This window comes from Pusillimonas sp., assembly GCF_029263785.1.
GTDB lineage: Bacteria > Pseudomonadota > Gammaproteobacteria > Burkholderiales > Burkholderiaceae_B > Pusillimonas.
This window is the reverse complement of the sequence record NZ_JAJUFE010000004.1, coordinates 56,701-73,974: the sequence shown is the minus strand read 5'-3', so window position 1 is coordinate 73,974 and position 17,274 is coordinate 56,701. Positions and strand designations below refer to the sequence as shown.

The 17,274-nt window shown below is 57.3% G+C and carries 22 protein-coding genes; 9 read left to right on the top strand and 13 right to left on the bottom strand.

The features are described 5' to 3' along the window. Window positions 1-23 precede the first annotated feature (23 nt). Together Q1J88_RS02230 and Q1J88_RS02225 are read left to right on the top strand one after the other, a co-directional pair. A complete protein-coding gene (locus Q1J88_RS02230; RefSeq protein ID WP_301115770.1) occupies window positions 24-887 on the top strand; it encodes a cytochrome c oxidase assembly protein in 864 nt (287 codons plus the stop codon). Further along, a complete protein-coding gene (locus tag Q1J88_RS02225; protein ID WP_301115769.1) occupies window positions 884-2,386 on the top strand; it encodes a M48 family metalloprotease in 1,503 nt (500 codons plus the stop codon). Before Q1J88_RS02230 ends, Q1J88_RS02225 begins: the two co-directional genes overlap by 4 nt. A 47-nt stretch (window positions 2,387-2,433) precedes the next feature. Here Q1J88_RS02225 and Q1J88_RS02220 read toward each other — a convergent pair whose 3' ends face one another. From Q1J88_RS02220 to Q1J88_RS02210, 3 genes are all read right to left on the bottom strand, one after another. Further along, window positions 2,434-3,525, bottom strand: a complete 1,092-nt coding sequence (locus tag Q1J88_RS02220) for an alpha/beta fold hydrolase (RefSeq protein ID WP_301115768.1) — start codon at window positions 3,523-3,525, stop codon at window positions 2,434-2,436. A gap of 24 nt (window positions 3,526-3,549) precedes the next feature. Then, window positions 3,550-3,744 (bottom strand): zinc-finger domain-containing protein, encoded by a 195-nt coding sequence (locus Q1J88_RS02215; protein WP_301115767.1) that lies wholly within the window; start codon window positions 3,742-3,744, stop codon window positions 3,550-3,552. Window positions 3,745-3,823: 79 nt separating this feature from the next. Further along, window positions 3,824-4,744, bottom strand: a complete 921-nt coding sequence (locus Q1J88_RS02210; RefSeq protein WP_301115766.1) for a branched-chain amino acid transaminase — start codon at window positions 4,742-4,744, stop codon at window positions 3,824-3,826. 213 nt (window positions 4,745-4,957) lie between these two features. Between Q1J88_RS02210 and Q1J88_RS02205 the strand changes: the two genes are divergently transcribed. Continuing rightward, window positions 4,958-6,319 carry a DEAD/DEAH box helicase gene (locus tag Q1J88_RS02205; protein ID WP_301115809.1) on the top strand — a complete coding sequence of 454 codons (1,362 nt, stop codon included), beginning with the start codon at window positions 4,958-4,960 and terminating at the stop codon, window positions 6,317-6,319. A gap of 45 nt (window positions 6,320-6,364) precedes the next feature. Here Q1J88_RS02205 and Q1J88_RS02200 read toward each other — a convergent pair whose 3' ends face one another. Beyond that, a complete protein-coding gene (locus Q1J88_RS02200) occupies window positions 6,365-6,751 on the bottom strand; it encodes a thioredoxin family protein (RefSeq protein WP_301115765.1) in 387 nt (128 codons plus the stop codon). Between the two features lie 62 nt (window positions 6,752-6,813). Here Q1J88_RS02200 and Q1J88_RS02195 point away from each other — a divergent pair, with 62 nt between their 5' ends. The 4 genes from Q1J88_RS02195 to phaP all read left to right on the top strand — a co-directional run bounded on the left by Q1J88_RS02195 (window position 6,814) and on the right by phaP (window position 10,097). Beyond that, window positions 6,814-7,620 carry an EI24 domain-containing protein gene (locus Q1J88_RS02195; RefSeq protein ID WP_301115764.1) on the top strand — a complete coding sequence of 269 codons (807 nt, stop codon included), beginning with the start codon at window positions 6,814-6,816 and terminating at the stop codon, window positions 7,618-7,620. Between the two features lie 2 nt (window positions 7,621-7,622). Continuing rightward, window positions 7,623-8,444, top strand: coding sequence for a molybdopterin-binding protein (locus tag Q1J88_RS02190; RefSeq protein WP_301115763.1), 822 nt, complete (start codon window positions 7,623-7,625; stop codon window positions 8,442-8,444). A gap of 85 nt (window positions 8,445-8,529) precedes the next feature. Next, entirely contained in the window at window positions 8,530-9,348 is an 819-nt protein-coding gene (locus Q1J88_RS02185; protein ID WP_301115762.1) for an IclR family transcriptional regulator, read from the top strand. A 170-nt stretch (window positions 9,349-9,518) separates the two neighbouring features. Then, entirely contained in the window at window positions 9,519-10,097 is a 579-nt protein-coding gene (phaP, locus tag Q1J88_RS02180) for a TIGR01841 family phasin (RefSeq protein ID WP_301115761.1), read from the top strand. Window positions 10,098-10,243: 146 nt separating this feature from the next. On the opposite strand, the gene Q1J88_RS02175 is transcribed toward phaP, so the two are convergent. The 5 genes from Q1J88_RS02175 to Q1J88_RS02155 are packed head-to-tail and all read right to left on the bottom strand — an operon-like array spanning window position 10,244 to window position 14,113. After that, window positions 10,244-11,290, bottom strand: a complete 1,047-nt coding sequence (locus Q1J88_RS02175) for a quinone-dependent dihydroorotate dehydrogenase (RefSeq protein ID WP_301115760.1) — start codon at window positions 11,288-11,290, stop codon at window positions 10,244-10,246. A 4-nt stretch (window positions 11,291-11,294) separates the two neighbouring features. After that, on the bottom strand, window positions 11,295-12,014 hold the full coding sequence (locus Q1J88_RS02170) for an arginyltransferase (RefSeq protein WP_301115759.1): 720 nt from the start codon (window positions 12,012-12,014) through the stop codon (window positions 11,295-11,297). A 31-nt stretch (window positions 12,015-12,045) separates the two neighbouring features. After that, window positions 12,046-12,798, bottom strand: coding sequence for a leucyl/phenylalanyl-tRNA--protein transferase (aat, locus tag Q1J88_RS02165; protein WP_301115758.1), 753 nt, complete (start codon window positions 12,796-12,798; stop codon window positions 12,046-12,048). An 11-nt stretch (window positions 12,799-12,809) separates the two neighbouring features. After that, a complete protein-coding gene (locus Q1J88_RS02160; RefSeq protein ID WP_301115757.1) occupies window positions 12,810-13,397 on the bottom strand; it encodes an NUDIX hydrolase in 588 nt (195 codons plus the stop codon). A 32-nt stretch (window positions 13,398-13,429) separates the two neighbouring features. Next, on the bottom strand, window positions 13,430-14,113 hold the full coding sequence (locus Q1J88_RS02155) for a DUF2946 family protein (protein WP_301115756.1): 684 nt from the start codon (window positions 14,111-14,113) through the stop codon (window positions 13,430-13,432). Window positions 14,114-14,270: 157 nt separating this feature from the next. Between Q1J88_RS02155 and Q1J88_RS02150 the strand changes: the two genes are divergently transcribed. Beyond that, window positions 14,271-14,414 (top strand): hypothetical protein, encoded by a 144-nt coding sequence (locus Q1J88_RS02150; protein WP_301115755.1) that lies wholly within the window; start codon window positions 14,271-14,273, stop codon window positions 14,412-14,414. 52 nt (window positions 14,415-14,466) lie between these two features. Here Q1J88_RS02150 and Q1J88_RS02145 read toward each other — a convergent pair whose 3' ends face one another. After that, complete coding sequence (locus Q1J88_RS02145) at window positions 14,467-14,673, bottom strand: hypothetical protein (protein WP_301115754.1); 207 nt, start codon at window positions 14,671-14,673, stop codon at window positions 14,467-14,469. A gap of 136 nt (window positions 14,674-14,809) precedes the next feature. Then, window positions 14,810-15,640, bottom strand: coding sequence for a PRC-barrel domain-containing protein (locus Q1J88_RS02140; RefSeq protein ID WP_301115753.1), 831 nt, complete (start codon window positions 15,638-15,640; stop codon window positions 14,810-14,812). A 343-nt stretch (window positions 15,641-15,983) separates the two neighbouring features. On the opposite strand from Q1J88_RS02140, the gene Q1J88_RS02135 reads away from it, so the two are divergent. Further along, window positions 15,984-16,130: a lmo0937 family membrane protein gene (locus Q1J88_RS02135; RefSeq protein WP_301115752.1), complete on the top strand. Its 147-nt coding sequence runs from the start codon at window positions 15,984-15,986 to the stop codon at window positions 16,128-16,130. A 70-nt stretch (window positions 16,131-16,200) separates the two neighbouring features. Here the strand turns inward: Q1J88_RS02135 and Q1J88_RS02130 are convergent, their stop codons facing one another. Beyond that, complete coding sequence (locus Q1J88_RS02130; RefSeq protein ID WP_301115751.1) at window positions 16,201-16,653, bottom strand: DUF2141 domain-containing protein; 453 nt, start codon at window positions 16,651-16,653, stop codon at window positions 16,201-16,203. A gap of 12 nt (window positions 16,654-16,665) precedes the next feature. Further along, window positions 16,666-17,163 (bottom strand): DUF4188 domain-containing protein, encoded by a 498-nt coding sequence (locus tag Q1J88_RS02125; RefSeq protein ID WP_301115750.1) that lies wholly within the window; start codon window positions 17,161-17,163, stop codon window positions 16,666-16,668. Window positions 17,164-17,274: the final 111 nt, after the last annotated feature.

The window sequence follows — 17,274 nt, the reverse complement described above, 5'->3', positions numbered from 1 at the left end:
GGTGGCTTGAATCTGGATCGTTCATGGATCTCGGCTGGCTCATACCCTGGGAATTTTCCCCAGCCCTCATCATTGCCTTTATTGTTTCGGGTGCCCTGTACATACGGGGTACGCGTGTGCATCACGTGGGTGCTGCCCGGCAGGTCCTGTTCTGGTGCGGCTTTGTCCTGCTGTATCTGTCATTGCACACGCGCATCGATTATTACGCCGAGCGCCTGTTCTTCGCACATCGCTTGCAGCATCTGGTGCTCCACCACCTGGGGCCGCTTCTGATCATGGGTGCATATTCGGGGCAGGTAATACGTGCCGGCTTGCCCATGCGTGCCCGGATCTGGCTTCGAGACTTCCGGCAGACAGCGGCTGGTCGCGTGGCAAAGGCGGCCTTCACCAATAAGTACTGGGTGCCGTTCCTGTTTGTCTTCCTGGTGGTGATCTGGCTTATTCCCACCATCCAGTTCTACTCGATGCTCGACTGGCGCCTGTACCGTTTCATGAACTGGTCTGTGGTCATCAGCGGTTTCATGTACTGGAACCTGATCCTCGATCGACGCCCCAGCCCGCCGGCTGTCATGTCGCCCGGCGCGCGTATCCTGTCACCCGTCATAACAATGGTGCCGCAGATGATTGTCGGCGCGGTGATCACCTTTACCGAATACGATCTGTACCCGGTTTTTGACCTCTGTGGCCGCGCCATACCTGGCATGTCGGCTGTCACCGATCAGGCGATAGGTGGTCTTACCATGTGGGTTCTGGCCGGATTCATCGAGGTTTTCGGGTTGTTGTTCGCATTGGCGACGCTGATGCGCTTGTCGGCCAAGAACCGCTTGCCGGACAAGCGTAAGCAGCGATTGATGAAAGGCGGGCGGGCCGCTGTCATTGGCGCATGATGGGGCGTAAGTTTTCCCTGCATCGAGCCAGGCCTGGAGCCCTGCAGAAGTTTGTCGCCCTGGCCGTCGGCTCGGTACTTGCATTTAGTGTGCATGCGCAACCATCGGGGCTGCCCAGCATGGGCTCTGCCTCATCAGCCGAACTGTCCCCCGCGCTTGAGCGCACCTTGGGTGACGCCATCATGGAGCAGGGGCGGCGCGATCCCACCTATATCAATGATCCGGATGTCAGCCAATACCTGGCCGGCCTGGGCAAACATCTGGTGGCGGCCTCTTCCAATCCTGCCCAGCACATCGAAGTATTCGCCATTCGTGATCCACAGATAAATGCGTTCGCACTGCCCGGAGGCTATGTGGGTATTCATAGCGGCCTGGTTGTGGCTTCGGATAACGAATCACAGCTGGCCTCTGTTGTGGCACACGAAATCGGACACGTGTTGCAGCGCCATGTGGCACGTGGAATGACACAGCAGGCGCAGTCCAGTCATCTGATGATGGCGTCCATCGCCGGGGCATTGCTGGCGGCGCTTGCAGGCAGCGGTGATCTGGCAATGGGCGTGGCCGCATTCGGACAGGCTGCCGCGGTAGACCGTCAACTGGGATTTTCGCGTCAGGCTGAGCAAGAAGCCGACCGGATCGGGCTTGACATGCTTCGCCGTGGCGGATTCGACCCCAACGGAATGGCCCAGATGTTTGGCCAGCTAATGAATGCTTCCCGCCTTAACGAGGGAACTGGTGGCGGTTTGTACGCCAGCACACACCCGCTGTCCATCCAGCGCATGTCCGACATTCAGAACCGGATTCGCGAAGCACCTTCGCGCCCACGCCAGGACAGCGACACGTACTGGTATGTGCGCGCCAAGCTGCGGGTATTGCAAGAACGCGGTGGGCAGCGTAGCGCTGAAGCCGCCCTGCGGCGGGAGGCCGAAAATTTTCAGGGCGTCCGGCGCTCTGCCGCCTGGTACGGCCTGGCCTATTCTGCCTGGCGGCAGGGCGACCTGGCTGCGACAAAGACGGCGCTGGACGCAGCGCGCGAAGGGGGCGTCAATTCACCCGAGATCGCTGGCCTCGGCATTGCGCTGGCCGTCAAGCAAAATCGACTGGATGATGCGCTTGCCCAAGCCGAGGCGGCCTGGAAACGCTGGCCGCAAAGCCTGGGTATAGCCCTGGCCAGGGTCGAAGCTCTCAAGGCAAAAAAGCAAGACAGTCAAATCGTGCCGTTCTTGCAGGCTCGCATCAAGCAGTGGCCTGACGAGCCCCGGCTTTACCAACAATTGGCCCAGAGCTTTGAGCGGCTCGGCCAGGGTGTGGAGGCAAGACGGAATATGGCTATCTATTACGAAAAGGTGGGCGCCCTGCCAACGGCGGTAGAGCAGCTGCAACAAGCCAGAAACATGTCCAGCGATTTTTATGTTCAGTCTCAGATCGATGTTGAAATCCGCCGGCTACAGGAAAAAGTCAGGGCAGACAGGGCACTGCTCGAACGTTTCCGGCAGTAGGAATAGCGCGGCTGCCATTTGTAGCAGCCACGACAAGGCCGGCACTTTTATTGCCGGGTTTCGAAGTAACGCGCAATGCGCTGTGGCAACCAGTTCAGATGCCCCGGAAAGCTGCCGGTGACGAATCCCATATGACCGCCTTCTGCTGGTTGATGCAGCAGCACGCTGTCTGAACAGTCCTGAGAGTCGGGCAACGAGGGTGCTGGCACGAAGGGATCGTTGCGGGCGTTCAGGACCAGGGTCGGAATCACAAGTTCCTTCAGCCACGGCTTGCTGGATGCGCGTGTCCAGTAATCCAGCGCGTTCTTGTAGCCATGCATCGGAGCCGTATAGATGTCGTCGAATTCGCGCAGTGTGCGCGCCTGCGTAAAGCGCAGGATATCGATGCTTCCGGGGAAGCGCTTCATCTTGTCCAGGACCTTGCGTTTCATGGTGCGCAAGAAATAACGTCCGTAAAGTCTGCGCCCCAAAAAGGTGTCGGACAGTGCGGTGCCGCAGGCCACCAGGTCAAGGGGAACCGATATGGCCGCTGCTGCTTCCAGTTTTTGAGATAGTTCAGGATGCTCGCCGAAACACTTGAGCATGGCATTGCCGCCCAACGACACACCTGCAGCATGCCACCTTGCATTCGGCAGGCGTGCCAGAACGGTTTCGAGCATGAACTTCAAGTCGTCGCTATCGCCCGAATAATAGGCACGGGCCATCCGGTTCGCAAAGCCTGAACAGCCACGCAGGTGTGCCACCACCACGACCCACCCACGAGCGCGAAAATACTGGGCTATTGCCTGGGCGTAATGACTTGAGCTGCTGCCTTCGAGGCCATGAAACAGGACCAAAGCCGAGGTTTCCCCCGTGGAAGGCAGCGAGCCCCAGTCGCTATCCTGCATCCAGCGACGCGCGGCAGTGGCGGCCAGGCGAGGATCTGCCTCGACGCTGACGTTGTCGGCGGTCTTGTTGGCAAAGAGGTGCGGGCCTACCCAGTCAAAATCGATGAAGTCGCCGTCGGGCGTGTCGACGCGGTCGCGAACGAAGGCAATGCGGTGATAGCGCGCCGCAAGCGCTCCGTGAATTGTCTGTAAATGCCCTCCGGGTAGCCAGAATGGCTGGGGGCAGGGAGAAGAGTCAATTTGTGCGGCCACTAGCTTAGCGTAAACAGCCCGGTATCAAGAAATGTCCTGGAGTTGATAGGTTGCGCTGCAGTAGGGGCAGGCGGCTGTACCCGATTTTTCGAGTTCGATGAAAACGCGCGGGTGCATGGACCAGAGTGGAGCCTTGGGTCCAGGGCAGTAGACAGGCAGCTCGTCACGCGTGACGAGAATGGGTTGCAGGCGGGGGGCGGTCTGCGTTTCTTCGCTCATGACGTTTCCTGAGTGTTTGGTGCGATGACGGTATGGTGACGGCGAGGTTATGGAGTTGCTCGCCGCCGTGGCTCAACGGTCAGACTTTTGTCAGCCAGTGCATGTATTTGGGATTGCGGCCGTGAACCACATCGAAAAAGGCCTTTTGCAGCTTTTCGGTGACGGGGCCGCGGTTGCCCTGTCCGATACGACGGTTATCGATTTCGCGGATAGGGGTGACTTCGGCGGCAGTGCCCGTAAAGAAAGCTTCGTCGGCAATGTACAGGTCGTCGCGGGTAAGGCGGCGGGTGTGGATCGTCAGCCCCAGGTCTGCCGCGATAGCATGCACCGAATCGCGGGTGATGCCGGTAAGTGCCGAGGCGATCTCGGGTTCGTATAGAACGCCGTTCTTGACGATAAAGATGTTTTCGCCGGAGCCTTCGGCAACGAAGCCGTCGGTGTCCAGCAGGATGGCTTCATCGTAGCCGTGTTCGATGGCTTCGGTATTGGCCAGAATGGAGTTGGCATAGGTACTGGCCACTTTTGCACGGGGCATGGTGACGTTGACGTGCTGGCGGGCATATGACGAAATCTTTACCCGAATCCCCTGAGCCAGGGCCTCTTCGCCCAGGTAGGCTCCCCAGGGCCAGGCAGCGATGGCCACATGAACGGTCGCTCCCTTGGGCGACACGCCCATTTTTTCGGAACCGTAAAAAAGCAGGGGCCGGATATAGCAGGATTCGAGCTCGTTGCGTCGCACGACTTCGAGCGTGGCTTCCATAATGGTTTCACGATCGAACGGTACGTTCATCTGGTAGATATGCGCCGAATTGAACAGCCTGTCGGTGTGTTCGCGAAGTCGGAACACGGCAGTGCCAATTTCGGTGTTGTAGGCGCGTTCGCCTTCAAAGACCGCCAGACCATAATGCAGGGAATGGGTCAGGACGTGGGTGGTGGCGTCGCGCCAGGGCACCAGTTTTCCGTCATACCAGATCAGGCCGTCACGATCGGACATCGACATAATGCTCTCCATGAAAAGAGGCATCATTGTACCAAGCGCCGAATGCTAATTTGTGCCTGCCGCACCACTGACGCGCGTCATGGAGCGTTGACAATTCACGACACTTATGACCTCAATATGCGTCTGGCGGTACGCGAAGGCCGACCGTACGCTAAAATGCAAAGGTTATCAAAGCCGGACGAGCATTTGCACGAGCCGGCATTCATCATTTCAATGACAGAATCCATCACTCCAGATACACCTGCATTTTCCGATTTCGGCTTGCACCCGAACATATTGCAAGCCATTGCAGCCACCGGATACACCACTCCTACACCCATTCAGAGCCAGGCCATTCCTGTTGTCATGGATGGGCGCGATGTCATGGGCGCCGCCCAGACCGGTACTGGCAAGACCGCGGCGTTTACCCTTCCGATACTGCATCGCCTGATGGCATTTGCCAATACCAGTGCATCTCCGGCCCGGCATCCCGTACGAGCCCTGATCCTCACGCCGACGCGCGAGCTGGCAGATCAGGTAGCGGATAACGTCGCCAAGTATTGCCAGGGCTCGCCATTGCGGTCGGCGGTTGTGTTTGGCGGGGTAGATATCGGGCCTCAGCGCGATGCCCTGCGTCGTGGTTGCGAAGTGCTTATTGCCACGCCAGGCCGTTTGCTGGATCACGTCGAGCAACGTAATGTCAATCTGGGTCAGGTTGGCATCTTGGTGCTCGACGAAGCCGATCGCATGCTGGATATGGGGTTCTTGCCTGATCTCGAACGCATTGTTCGCCTTCTGCCCATAAAGCGGCAAACCTTGCTGTTCTCGGCCACCTTCAGCAGCGATATACGCAAGCTGGCCCGGGCCAGCCTCAACAACCCTGTTGAAATCGAAGTCGCTGCGCGCAATGCAACGGCGGACACCGTCAGCCAGATTGCCTACCCGCTTTCGGGAGATGACAAGCGTGCTGCTGTCGTGCATCTGGTCAAGTCACGTGGCTTCAACCAGGTAATTGTCTTTTCGAATACCAAGATCGGCACCAGCAGGTTGGCTCGCCAGCTTGAGAAGGACGGCGTCAGGGCCGAGTCGATCCATGGCGACAAAAGCCAGCTCGATCGCATGAAGGCGCTAGAGGCATTCAAGGCCGGTGAGCTTGAGGTATTGGTTGCTACCGACGTTGCCGCTCGAGGGCTCGACGTTGCAGGCGTACCTTGTGTCATCAATTACGACCTGCCTTTCAATGCCGAAGATTACGTGCACCGCATCGGTCGCACCGGCCGTGCGGGCGCAAAAGGCGAGGCCATCGCCTTCTATTCGCCCGACGAAGAGCGTTACTTGCTCGATATCGAAAAACTCATCAAGACCAAGATTCCGCGTGGTCAGTTGAACCTGCCGGCGCGCACGCGTAGCCGGGTTGGTGATCGTGCTCGTTCGGTGTCGTCGGCAAGCAGCCCCCGAAAACCTGTTGATGAATTCTTCTACCGTCCGTATGTGCCTTCGACAAGCTCGAACAGGCCAGCGGATGACTCGCACCGCAATGCGTCGGCGGCCCCCGCCAAGAAGTCGGTGGGTGTGTTGCTTGGCGGTGGGCGCTAGCCCAGGGGCGCTGCGGGAGCCCAGCAGTTTGATATAGGCTGGTCGTCAGGCCTTTTCCAATAGGGGGCGTAACGGCGGTGGGCCCACCGTTGACCCGACCCCTGCCAGGTCGTCCAGCCGATCCAGCAGTTTTTCCAGGTGGCCGATGTACGGAAGCTGGGTCCCAAAGAAAAGATTGCTTTCTCCTTTTTGCAGGAGCAGGGTCGGGAAGTTTTCGACGTCCTCATCCCCAAGCAGCTCGGGCTGCTCTTCGATATCAACCCAAATGAACACATGTTGTGGATGGCGTTCGGCCAGTGCCGAGAAGTCATGACGATACTGACCGCAAGTATCACACCATTGCGCGCAATAACACACGACCAGCAGGTCGTTGTTGGCTTTGAGGCGATTTCTTAAAGCGGCAAGGTTTTCTTGCGGGTCGTACGTAGGCATAAGGCAAACCGATGAGTGTTTGAGTTTATGATAGCTGGGTATTCATTTGAAGAGCATTGCCCATGAGGGATTATGACATTGCGGTAGGGCCGGCGACCGGACTGGCAGCGGTAGGGGTGGCGTTCAAGCGGGCGCTTGTCACGCAGCTTCACCCCAAAATGCTGATGACGCTTCTGCTGCCGTTTTTCATCGCCTTGCTCGGAGCTGTGGTGTTGCTTTGGGCCTTCTGGACGCCTCTTACGCATTGGCTGGATACCTACGCACTCGATTGGCACTATCTCAACGAGGTCGACCAATGGTTGCTGGCCGTGGGCATGTTTTCGCTCAAGCTGTATCTGGTTCCCTTGCTGGCGGCCGCCATCCTGTTGCCGTTGTCCGGCATTTTGGGCCTGGTCATCGCCGCGATATTCGTCATGCCCATTGTTCTGCGCCATCTCGAAAGGCGTGAGTATCTGGGCGTCGTGCGAAGGGGGCAGTTTGCCACTACCTACAGCACCTGGAACGCCATATGGGTGGGCGTACTGTTTACGCTGGGCTGGCTGATAACAATGCCTTTGTGGCTGATTCCTCCGTTGCCGATTGTCTTGCCCATTTTTTGGTGGGCTTTTGCCTTTACACGCATGATGCGGGTAGATGCCATCATCGAACACGCTACCGCGCAAGAACGCAAACGCATATGGCGCCGGCACAATCGCCAGTATTGGCTGATTGGACTTGTGCTGGCATTGGTTAACCTTTTCCCGCCGGCCTGGTTGGTGCTGCCCGTCTTTTCGGCACTGGTGTTTGCGCATTTCAGTCTGGAGGCCTTGCGCCAGCTGCGCCAACAGACAGCGATGCAGGCGGCTGGTCAAACTGATTATCAGGTGTAACCATGACATCCAATCTCTCGACACCCGATCGGCTGGTCCGGCTGATCATCATTGGTGATGAAATCCTGTCGGGCAGACGTCAGGACAAACACATGCCCAAACTGATCGAACTGCTGTCGCAGCGGGGAATGCATCTGGCCGGTGCCGAATTTATCTCAGACGATCGCGATACCATCGCCGCTACCCTGGAACGCAGCTTCGCGCGTTCGGATGTGGTGTTCTGCTGCGGTGGAATTGGTGCCACGCCCGATGACCAGACCCGTCAGGCAACCGCGCAGGCCCTGGGTGTTCCTCTGGTACTTCACCCCGAGGCCGAGCGCCTGATCGCAGAACGCTGCGCCGACATGGCCCAGCGTGGTAGCGGAAGCGCCGACATGTCGACGCCCGAAAATCGGCAGCGCCTACAGATGGGGGAGTTCCCGGAAGGGGCCGAAATTGTCCCCAACCCCTACAACAAGATTCCAGGCTACTTCATTCACGACCACACATTCATGCCGGGCTTTCCGGTTATTGCGTGGCCAATGATGGAATGGACGCTTGATACTCGCTATCGTCATTTGCATCACCGTACGACGCGGGTGGAGCATTCCTTTCTGGCGTTCAATCTGCCCGAGTCGCGGATCACGCCTGCCCTGGAAGAACTTGAACGAAAGTGGCCGGGTGTGAAGGCCTTCAGTCTGCCCAGCATGGGAGACAAGGGGCACCCGCACATCGACCTGGGCGTCAAGGGAGAACCGTCTGCGGCTGCCGAAGCACTGGCCTACTTGCGGGCCGAAGTGGAACGGGCTGGAGGCAAGCTCAGTCCGCCGGATAAGCGCCTCTGACATTCAGTCAAGAAAAAACACTTGCCAGATGCCGGGGCTTTTTTCATAATATGGGATTGTTGCATTGCGACATAATTCTCTCCTTATGAATCAGTCTACTGTTGCCTCCACGGCGATCGAGCCGGCATCATCCGACGGCTCACAGATAACGATCCAGGTTCTCGAGCGTGCCATGCTGCTGCTCGACGTCCTGGCCAAGCAGACCGAGCCGGTCGCACTCAAGAACCTGGCTGCTGCCACCGGTCTTCATGCCTCAACGGCCCACCGTATCCTCAATGATCTGGTTGTCGGGCGTTACGTCGAGCGCGTCGATAGCGGAATGTACCAACTGGGTATGCGATTGCTCGAATTGGGCTCCCTGGTAAAGGGCCGGCTTAACGTACGCGAAGTAGCGCTGGAGTATATGCGCGAGCTGCATGCGATTACGGGGCAGACCATCAACCTTTCGGTGCAGCAGGGCGATGAGATCGTCTATGTGGAACGGGCATGGAGCGAGCGATCCGGCATGCAGGTGGTTCGCGCGATTGGTGGGCGCGCACCTTTGCATCTCACCTCTACAGGAAAACTGTTTTTGTCGGTCAGCGATCCACGTCAGGTCAAGGCCTATATCATGCGCACGGGGCTCGCCGGCACAACTCGCAACAGTCTGACCAAGGCCGACCAGCTCGAACGGGATCTTGCCCTGATCAGGCGTCACGGTTACGCGCGCGACAATGAAGAGCTCGAACTGGGCGTCCGTTGCATCGCCGCAGGAGTGTACGACGACACCGGAAAACTGCAAGCGGGATTGTCCATCTCGGCGCCGGCGGACCGGCTGCGCGACGAATGGATTGGTCTGCTGCAGGATACGGCCGGAAAAATTTCCGAAGCCCTGGGGTACGAACGCAAAGGCATCGTTGCCTGAACATTCAGGGCGGTTGCCGTCAGGCCACGGTTTCAGTGTTATTTGTTGCGGCGCAGCAAAAAATGCTTGACGCGCCGTGAGAAAACCGTAAAATGATATTTGTGCAATGCAACAAAAAGGTTGCTAACTGCTTGGCATTCCACCAAGCGCCCCAATTCGAGGAACTCACCATGAGCGCTATCCCACAAAACGTTTTCGCAACGCAGAAAGCGACGCTGGACAATCTGCTCGCAGTCCAAGGCGCGTTTTTCAACGGTTTTGAAAAGCTCGTTGATCTTAATCTGAAGGTCATGAAGGCTACTCTGGACGAAGCCGCTCAGAAGTCGCAAGTGGCTATCGAAGTCAAGGACGCTCAGGAAGCCGCTGCCTTTACCAGTTCGCTGGTTCAACCCAGTGCTGAAAAGACCCTGGCTTACAGCAAGCATGTCTACGATATTTTTTCGTCCTTGCACGGGGATCTGAGTCGCCTGACCGAAACCCAGATTGAGCAGACGCAGGCGCAAGTCAGCGACGCGATCGAACAGTTCGCCAAAACTGCCCCCACGGGTTCTGAAAGTGCCGTTGCCCTGATGAAATCCACTGTAGCTTCTGTGAACAACGCCTACGAGTCGCTGAGCAAAGCTGCAAAGCAAGCCACTCAAACTGCGGAATCAAACCTGACTGCCGCTGCCAACGCGACTTTCCAGGCAGCCACTTCGGCAGCCGAAGCTGCGGCCAAGCCGGCATCGCGTTCGCGCCGCGCAGCGTAAAAAGTTACACCCATCGGCCGGTCCCGGCCGGCCTGCCGTCAGCCTTGATCAGACTGATCGGCATGCAAAGCCCCGACAAGCTTACACGGCTTGCCGGGGCTTTGTTCGTTTTTGACTCGGCTCGCGGATAGGGACAAACGCGATGCCTACCGGGCAGTGCTCAATGCCCGTACACACTCTTTGACCAGCGCCGGGCCGCGATAAATCAGGCCCGTGTACAGCTGCACGGCATTGGCACCGGCCGCGATTTTTTCCTGCGCATGACGGCCTTCGTGAATGCCGCCCACCCCAATGATGGCCAAGGTGTTGCCCAGACGCTGCCTGAGCCTTTCGATAACGATCAGCGAAAGGGCGTGGACCGGCGGGCCCGAAAGCCCTCCGGCTTGCCCTGCATGAGGGTGTCCCTGCACAGCGTCGCGAGTAATGGTGGTATTGGTTGCTATGACGCCATCGATGTCGTGACGCGGCAGTATTTCCGCGACACGGTCGATCTGCTCGGGGGAAAGATCGGGCGCGATCTTGACCACCAGCGGCACACGTCGCTGATGCGTGTCTGATAAAGCCTCACGTTTTTCTCGAAGCGCGCCCAATAGTGCATCAAGCTCGTCTCCGCCTTGCAGACTGCGCAAATTCTGCGTGTTGGGCGATGATATGTTCACTGTCACATAGTCGGCGTGAGGATAAACACCCTCGAGGCCAATCAGATAATCGTCGACTGCCTTTTCGATGGGTGTATCGGCATTCTTGCCGATGTTCAGTCCCAGGATCCCGCCTTCCTTGCGCCAGGTACTGCGTTTGACGTTGGCAATGAACCGCTCAAGGCCATCGTTGTTGAAACCCAGGCGATTGATCAAGGCATTGGCCTCGGGCAAACGATACATGCGCGGCTTTGGATTGCCGGCCTGCGCGCGGGGCGTAACGGTACCCACTTCAATGAAGCCGAAACCCAACTGGCCCAGCGCGTCGATATGCGCACCGTTCTTGTCGAGTCCGGCCGCCAGCCCGACGGGGTTGCGCAGCGACATGCCCATCAGTTGCACGGGCAGGCTGGGCCGGCTGGACAAGAGCTGGCGAGTTAGTCGGCAATCGTAGGCTTTCTGAAGGGAAGAGAGGGTCAGTTCATGAGCGGTTTCGGCGTCCAGGGAAAACAGCGCCGTGCGCGCCAGCGGATAGGAATTGAAAAGCAGGGACATCGGTTTAAAGAGGGGTCCAGTGACTGCCGCGCAGTATTTCGCAAGGCTGATAATGTATTTTGTACGCCATTTTACGGCTTTCTTCGATCCAGTACCCCAGGTACAGCCATGGCAGGCCCATGGCGCGGCAGCGATCGATCTGCCAGAGCACACCATAGGTGCCCAGACTGCCTGGCGCCTGCGGGTCAAAGAAGGTATAGACGGCGGACAGCCCCGTATCGAGAATATCGATTATGGAGACCATGCACAGCGTACCGTCTTGGTCACGAAACTCGACAAGTGTGGTGTCTACCCGGCTTGTCAGCAGAAACTGCGTGTATTGCGACTGATCGTCGTCATCCATGCCGGCGCCCGCGTGGCGGGTCGAAACATAACGACGATAAAGTTCAAAATGCTCGGGTTGAAACTCAAGCGGCGCATTGCTTGCACGAAGCCCCTGATGCCTGCGCCAGATCTTTCGTTGGGTCCGATTGGGTTGAAAGTCGTTCACGGCTACGCGAATGGGCAGACATGCCCGACAGGTATCGCAGTGGGGCCGGTAGGTAAAGTAACCGCTGCGGCGAAACCCTTGCAATACCAATTGGGAATACGTGGATGCATCAATAAGGTGTGTGGGTGCTGCGACCTGCGAACGGGCTTCTCGCCCGTCGATATAGCTGCAGGGGTACGATGCGGTCGAGTAGAACTGGAGGGTCTTGAGCGTGGGCTCGTTGGGGTAACTCATGACGTCGCTCAACAGGCAGTGGCTTGCCTCATTATGGCGTCTTGCGTGGCAGGGCTGCAAGCTGCCCGTCGGATAAGAGTCTGCCCGCCGTCCAATGAGGTGTCGGGTGCTTCTGGGCGGCAACCAGCATCTCCAGAAATAGTTCGCGATCGATGGGCCGTGCACCCAGACGCGCCAGATGTGCTGTTTGTTGCTGGCAGTCGATGTGATCTATGCCATGCCTTTGAAGCAGTGTTACCAGATAAGCCAAGGCCATCTTCGAAGCATCGGGCACACGTGTAAACATCGACTCGCCGAAAAACATGTGGCCCAGACATACGCCGTAAAGACCACCCACCAGCTCGCCGTCTTTCCACGTCTCTATGCTGTGAACATAGCCGGCCTGATGCCATGCCTGGTAAGCCGCCCGGATCTGTGGCGATATCCATGTGCCGGCAACACCTCCTCGCGGTTCGGCGCAAGCCTGTATGACCTGTGCAAAGGCCGTATTGATGCGTATCTGCCAGGAGGCCCAGGGGTTCGCATCATCCCGCGCGAGCTGACGCAGTCGCTTACGCAAGGATTTCGAAACGCGAAAGTCGGAGCAGGCCAGCACCATGCGCGGGTCCGGGCTCCACCACAGCACCGGGTCGCCTTCGTTGAACCACGGAAAAATACCGTGCGTGTAGGCTTCGGTCAGGCGTTGGATGGTCAGCTCGCCGCCCACGGCCAGCAGGCCTTCTGGTAGCGCCCTGCTGGGATGCGGCAAAGGGGTGTGTTCGTCGATCCAGACCAGTGGGTTCACGTTGGGAAGGCTTAGTCGGGTACCGGCAGGGGAATATCGTAGTGATGCATTGGGAAATCGCCTTTTTCGACATCGGCCACGTAATGCTCGAGTGTCGTGATCACCGTCCGAAAGGCCAGCGATGACCACGGGATTTCATCCAGCGGAAAATAACGGGCCTCGAGACTTTCGGGGCCCGGAAACAGCTCGTCAGACAAGGCCCGGGCAAGGTAAAAGAAATGGACCTGCTCGGCATGGGGTACGTCAATGACCGTGTACAAGGGGCCAAGCTCGATCTGGGCTCCTGCTTCTTCCTGTGTTTCGCGCATGGCTCCCTGCGCTGTTGTTTCGCCAAGCTCCATGAAGCCGGCCGGCAGCGTCCATTTGCCGTAACGTGGCTCGATAGCGCGTCGGCACAACAGCACCTTGTCATCCCAGACCGCCAATACACCCACGACATTGCGTGGGTTCTGGTAATGGATGGCCCCACAATTTTCACAGACAGCCCGCAAGCGATTGTCGTCGGGTGGCACGCGCAAAGTGATCGCAGCGCTGCATTGACTGCAGAATTTTTGAGTGCGCGGCGCAGGAAAATAGAAAGAAGGGGCGGGGGTCGTCATGGCCCTATTCTATATTTATTTGGGCTGGCTGTTCACGGTGCCGGGATACGGGTAAAACCCAGGCAGGCCTCAAGGTTTTGAGCTGTGCAGTAGTACACGGCGGCGGCGCTTGAATCGTCGGTTTTGTCAGTGCCTGGGCGAACAAGCCGCACTTTCATCCCGGCAAAGTCACCACCTGCCAGCAGGGTTGAAATGTTCACGTTCGACGCATCAAACGCTGCGTCTTCAATTTTTTCGATCAATGGCGTACCGTCTTCACCATGCAAGGCCTCGAATACAACCGCAGCATCCCGTCCGGCGATCATACCCGGGCCATGCTCGGTTTGGGCGAACAGGCGACCGTGTTCATCAATCCACCATTCACGGATCTGCCCAACGGCCAGTCCGTTGTGTGTATAAAGGGTGAGGGAGGGGGTGTCCAGATGCAGAATGAAAGGGGCAGCGTCCAGCCGCACGTATACCCGTTGTGGGCCATTCTGAAAAAACCATCGGCCCTGCGGGTCGCCTGAATAGTTCCGGTTTATGAACTCAAGAATCTGTTCGTTGTGGATCGGTTCGCCGGGTTCAGGAGTTGACGGGGCGCACGCCGCTTCGATGTCCCAGCCATTGCCATCAGGGTGGAAGCGCCACTTGCCTTGTTCCGATAATGAAAGCCAGCCAAAAACGGCAGGGACGTCTGGCCAGCGAGCCAGGGCAGCTTTAACGCTGTGATCCATCTGTTGCGCTCTATGTTGAAAATGATTACGCCATGATAGCGTCAAATTGAGCGACGATCGTAGCGAATACTGGATAAACTTGACATAAGATGGTATACTTATCTGTGTTGCCGACGCATGTCGCGTCCGGCCGCTGCTTGCAAGGAGAGTTCTACACATGTCGAAAAAGCCGACACAGAAAAAACCCCCTTTTGTGATCGAACCCCTGAACTGGGTCGCGCCCGACGCTGATCGCTCCAAGAACGAAGGCAGCCGCGAGTCAAATCAGCAGTCCAAAAGCAAGCGCGACGAAAAAGATTAATCCGCCGCATTGCATCCCGGAAGCCCTATCGGGCTAATCGAAGCAGGCTGATTCAGCCTGCTTTCTTTTTGTCTTTTTCTGTGTTGATCGAGATCGGATCACTCGCCGGAAATGTCTCTTCAAGCCCCTCATCCAGGCGTTCTTCCTCAGATCTCTTCGTCGAAGGTTGCGCAGGGGCATTCACGCTTGGAGAGTCAGGATGATCTTCCTTGGTCGGGAAGGGAGTGCCGTCATCTGGTTTCTTGGTGGAATCGTTCATTATTGGCTCCATACTTACTGCCGTAGTAAAACTTGGTGCGTAGTATTAAACAAAGTGCGGGTCGAATCGCCCATGTAGTTCCGGGCAGGAAATGGGGCAGGCCGCCGGGCCCGCCCTTTTTCATGTTCAGATACCGTTAGCGCGGACCCATTGGTGAGGCACCCGAAGTGGCGGGTGCGGGAGCGGCCGAGCGGTCATCCTTCGGATATTCGTAGGCCGGCATTTCCTTCAGCTTCTCTTTGGTATAGCCACGCAGGGTCAGCTTGTCGCCGGTAGTATTGATTTCGTCAAAGGGGATGGCGACGGGGTGTTCGCCAACGCCGATAAAGCCGCCGACGCCCAGAACAACGTGAGTCACCTTACCGTCGGAAGACATCACAAGATCCTTGACGTCACCCACTTTCTCGTCGTTCTCGTTATAGACCGATTTTCCTTTGAGTTTGGCGTCAAAGCTTTCACCACTCGCCGGATCGGGCGTGGCGCCGGCGCTTGAACCCGTGGTGGCCGAATTGCCTGACGAACTGCTTGTGGATGGGGTGGTATCTGAGCCGCTTGGGGTTGTGGAACCCGAAGCGTTTCCGGCACCCGCATTACTTGCGGCATCGCCGGCAGGGGCACCGGAGGTCGTGGAATCGCCACCGGTCGATCCGGCCGACGACGCGCTGCTGCCACTTGCCGATGAACCAGATTCTGGAGCAGAACTTGAGGAGGACTGCCTGGATGTTGTGTCGTTGGTATTGGTGGTGCCCCCGTTCGACGAGGCATTGCTCGAGGCGTTGCTGCCGGAAGAAGCACTACCAGCAGTGCCGCCGGAATTCGATGCGCCGTCTGCACCCATATCCGTCTGGTTTCCGGATTGAGGCGAGGTGGTGCCTTCTACTGTACCGCCAGTTTGTGCATAGGCAATGGGCGCCAGCGCGAAAGGCACACTGCACACTACGATGGCGAGCTTTTTCTTCATAGTCATAGCATTCTCCTGTTTGACAGACCGAAGAAGGTCTACCAGGCCAAAGCAAGTAGCGTGCCGTCTGAAGGGCTATGTGCAATGAAGAAAATGCGTTAACGTAGGCACGGAACTTGCAAAGAATCAGGCGATTTTCTTAGGCAACAAGGAGGAAGCAGCAGCAAAGCAAGAAGCAACACTGCTCTGATGCCTGAATTGAAGTCTGGCAGAAGACAGTGGCTGAAAGATGGGCGGGGCCGGGTCTATTCACCCGGAAAGCAGCGCTTACAGGGTAAAAATTACCGATGGCGCAGGCAAGCCAAAGCTCCTGTCCGGGTTTTCAACAACGCAAAGAAAGGAAAATGCCATGCTTTATACGATTGCAGTGATTCTACTGATTCTCTGGCTTCTGGGACTGGTCACCTCGTACACCGTGGGCGGTTTCATTCATATCTTGATAGTGGTGGCCATTGTGATGGTCCTTATCCGCCTGATTACGGGACGCTCTCCCTGATATCAAGATTTAACGGCTTTTCATTGCGGGACGTATAGGCACTGGTTTGCCAATACGTCCCGTAGCTTTTTCAGTACTTGAGTTGAATTGAAAGCGAGACGGGCTGGGCCTGTATCTTGAACAAGGCTTCGTCGAAGTCCGGAGGACCAAAGGTAATCGATGGGTTGTTTGAAAAGCCCACACCTTGTTTTGGCTTGCCCAGGAAACCATAGCTGACTTTTGTTTCGCCCTGTTCAGCATGGAAGGCGGCGATAGCGTAATCGCCAGGCGGAACCTCGCCGAAATCGCATGTGGCCTGACCGCCGTGCAGCGACGCTTCAACGGTACGCAATGCCTGTTCCTCAATTCTCCAGGTGGCAGCTTCCTTGAACAGGCCGCAACGGACCACGCCCTGGTCGCTTTTTGCCTGACTTACCTGGGCGCTTAAAGAGGCAGCCCACGCCGGGCCGGCAAGAGACAGCAACAGGCTGGCGGCTATGACCCGAGGCAGATTCTTCTGGACAATATGCTGGCGCTTCACCATGATGATCCGTGGTTACTGGTAGAACTCATCTTCAGCCACGACAGGCGCCGGTCCGGGTTCGCTGGTACGCCCTGAGCGTTGGCGTGCAGAAAACATCGAGCCACGGGCTTCGACCTCAGGCGCGAAAGCGCGTAAGCCAAAGCGGTCAGGTACATCGACATACACCGCCTCCATGCCTCCACTCTTAAGATAGGTCTCGTGCCAGAAGCCGGTTCCCTTCGAGTCCTTGAGAAAGTCCCTCCACCACTTGCGATGCGGCTCTGACCGAGCCCACTTCTCGAGGCTTTCGAAGTCTCGCCAGTATTGGCGCATGCCAATATGCAGGGGGAAAATCGAATACACGATGTTTTCGTGCGCCAACAGCCCGTCGGGCTTTTCCTTGCCGACCGCCGCAATCTTGGGTCCAAAGCCAAGTAGAGTCTTCACGCCGCGAAACATGTTTACTCGCATGCCCAGGTAAATGACGACCAGCTCGGGGTACTGCGACAAATCCACCGTGTACCTTTTCATGGTTCCCGTCCTTGTAAAACCATAATGTTGACTGGCGAACTTTTTACTATTAAAGATGCGCGACTTCAATCCGACCCCGGTCAGCAAGTACCAATCAGCTAATTGTGATTC

Coding starts and splice junctions, on each gene's coding strand:
- Q1J88_RS02195 (WP_301115764.1), top strand. CDS start 6,814: ATGAGGGATTATGACATTGCGGTAGGGCCGGCGACCGGACTGGCAGCG.
- Q1J88_RS02140 (WP_301115753.1), bottom strand. CDS start 15,640: ATGACTATGAAGAAAAAGCTCGCCATCGTAGTGTGCAGTGTGCCTTTC.
- Q1J88_RS02210 (WP_301115766.1), bottom strand. CDS start 4,744: ATGTCGATGTCCGATCGTGACGGCCTGATCTGGTATGACGGAAAACTG.
- Q1J88_RS02190 (WP_301115763.1), top strand. CDS start 7,623: ATGACATCCAATCTCTCGACACCCGATCGGCTGGTCCGGCTGATCATC.
- Q1J88_RS02135 (WP_301115752.1), top strand. CDS start 15,984: ATGCTTTATACGATTGCAGTGATTCTACTGATTCTCTGGCTTCTGGGA.
- Q1J88_RS02150 (WP_301115755.1), top strand. CDS start 14,271: ATGTCGAAAAAGCCGACACAGAAAAAACCCCCTTTTGTGATCGAACCC.
- Q1J88_RS02145 (WP_301115754.1), bottom strand. CDS start 14,673: ATGAACGATTCCACCAAGAAACCAGATGACGGCACTCCCTTCCCGACC.
- Q1J88_RS02205 (WP_301115809.1), top strand. CDS start 4,958: ATGACAGAATCCATCACTCCAGATACACCTGCATTTTCCGATTTCGGC.
- Q1J88_RS02160 (WP_301115757.1), bottom strand. CDS start 13,397: ATGACGACCCCCGCCCCTTCTTTCTATTTTCCTGCGCCGCGCACTCAA.
- Q1J88_RS02230 (WP_301115770.1), top strand. CDS start 24: ATGGATCTCGGCTGGCTCATACCCTGGGAATTTTCCCCAGCCCTCATC.
- Q1J88_RS02125 (WP_301115750.1), bottom strand. CDS start 17,163: ATGAAAAGGTACACGGTGGATTTGTCGCAGTACCCCGAGCTGGTCGTC.
- Q1J88_RS02215 (WP_301115767.1), bottom strand. CDS start 3,744: ATGAGCGAAGAAACGCAGACCGCCCCCCGCCTGCAACCCATTCTCGTC.
- Q1J88_RS02225 (WP_301115769.1), top strand. CDS start 884: ATGATGGGGCGTAAGTTTTCCCTGCATCGAGCCAGGCCTGGAGCCCTG.
- phaP (WP_301115761.1), top strand. CDS start 9,519: ATGAGCGCTATCCCACAAAACGTTTTCGCAACGCAGAAAGCGACGCTG.
- Q1J88_RS02130 (WP_301115751.1), bottom strand. CDS start 16,653: ATGGTGAAGCGCCAGCATATTGTCCAGAAGAATCTGCCTCGGGTCATA.
- Q1J88_RS02175 (WP_301115760.1), bottom strand. CDS start 11,290: ATGTCCCTGCTTTTCAATTCCTATCCGCTGGCGCGCACGGCGCTGTTT.
- Q1J88_RS02185 (WP_301115762.1), top strand. CDS start 8,530: ATGAATCAGTCTACTGTTGCCTCCACGGCGATCGAGCCGGCATCATCC.
- Q1J88_RS02170 (WP_301115759.1), bottom strand. CDS start 12,014: ATGAGTTACCCCAACGAGCCCACGCTCAAGACCCTCCAGTTCTACTCG.
- Q1J88_RS02155 (WP_301115756.1), bottom strand. CDS start 14,113: ATGGATCACAGCGTTAAAGCTGCCCTGGCTCGCTGGCCAGACGTCCCT.
- Q1J88_RS02200 (WP_301115765.1), bottom strand. CDS start 6,751: ATGCCTACGTACGACCCGCAAGAAAACCTTGCCGCTTTAAGAAATCGC.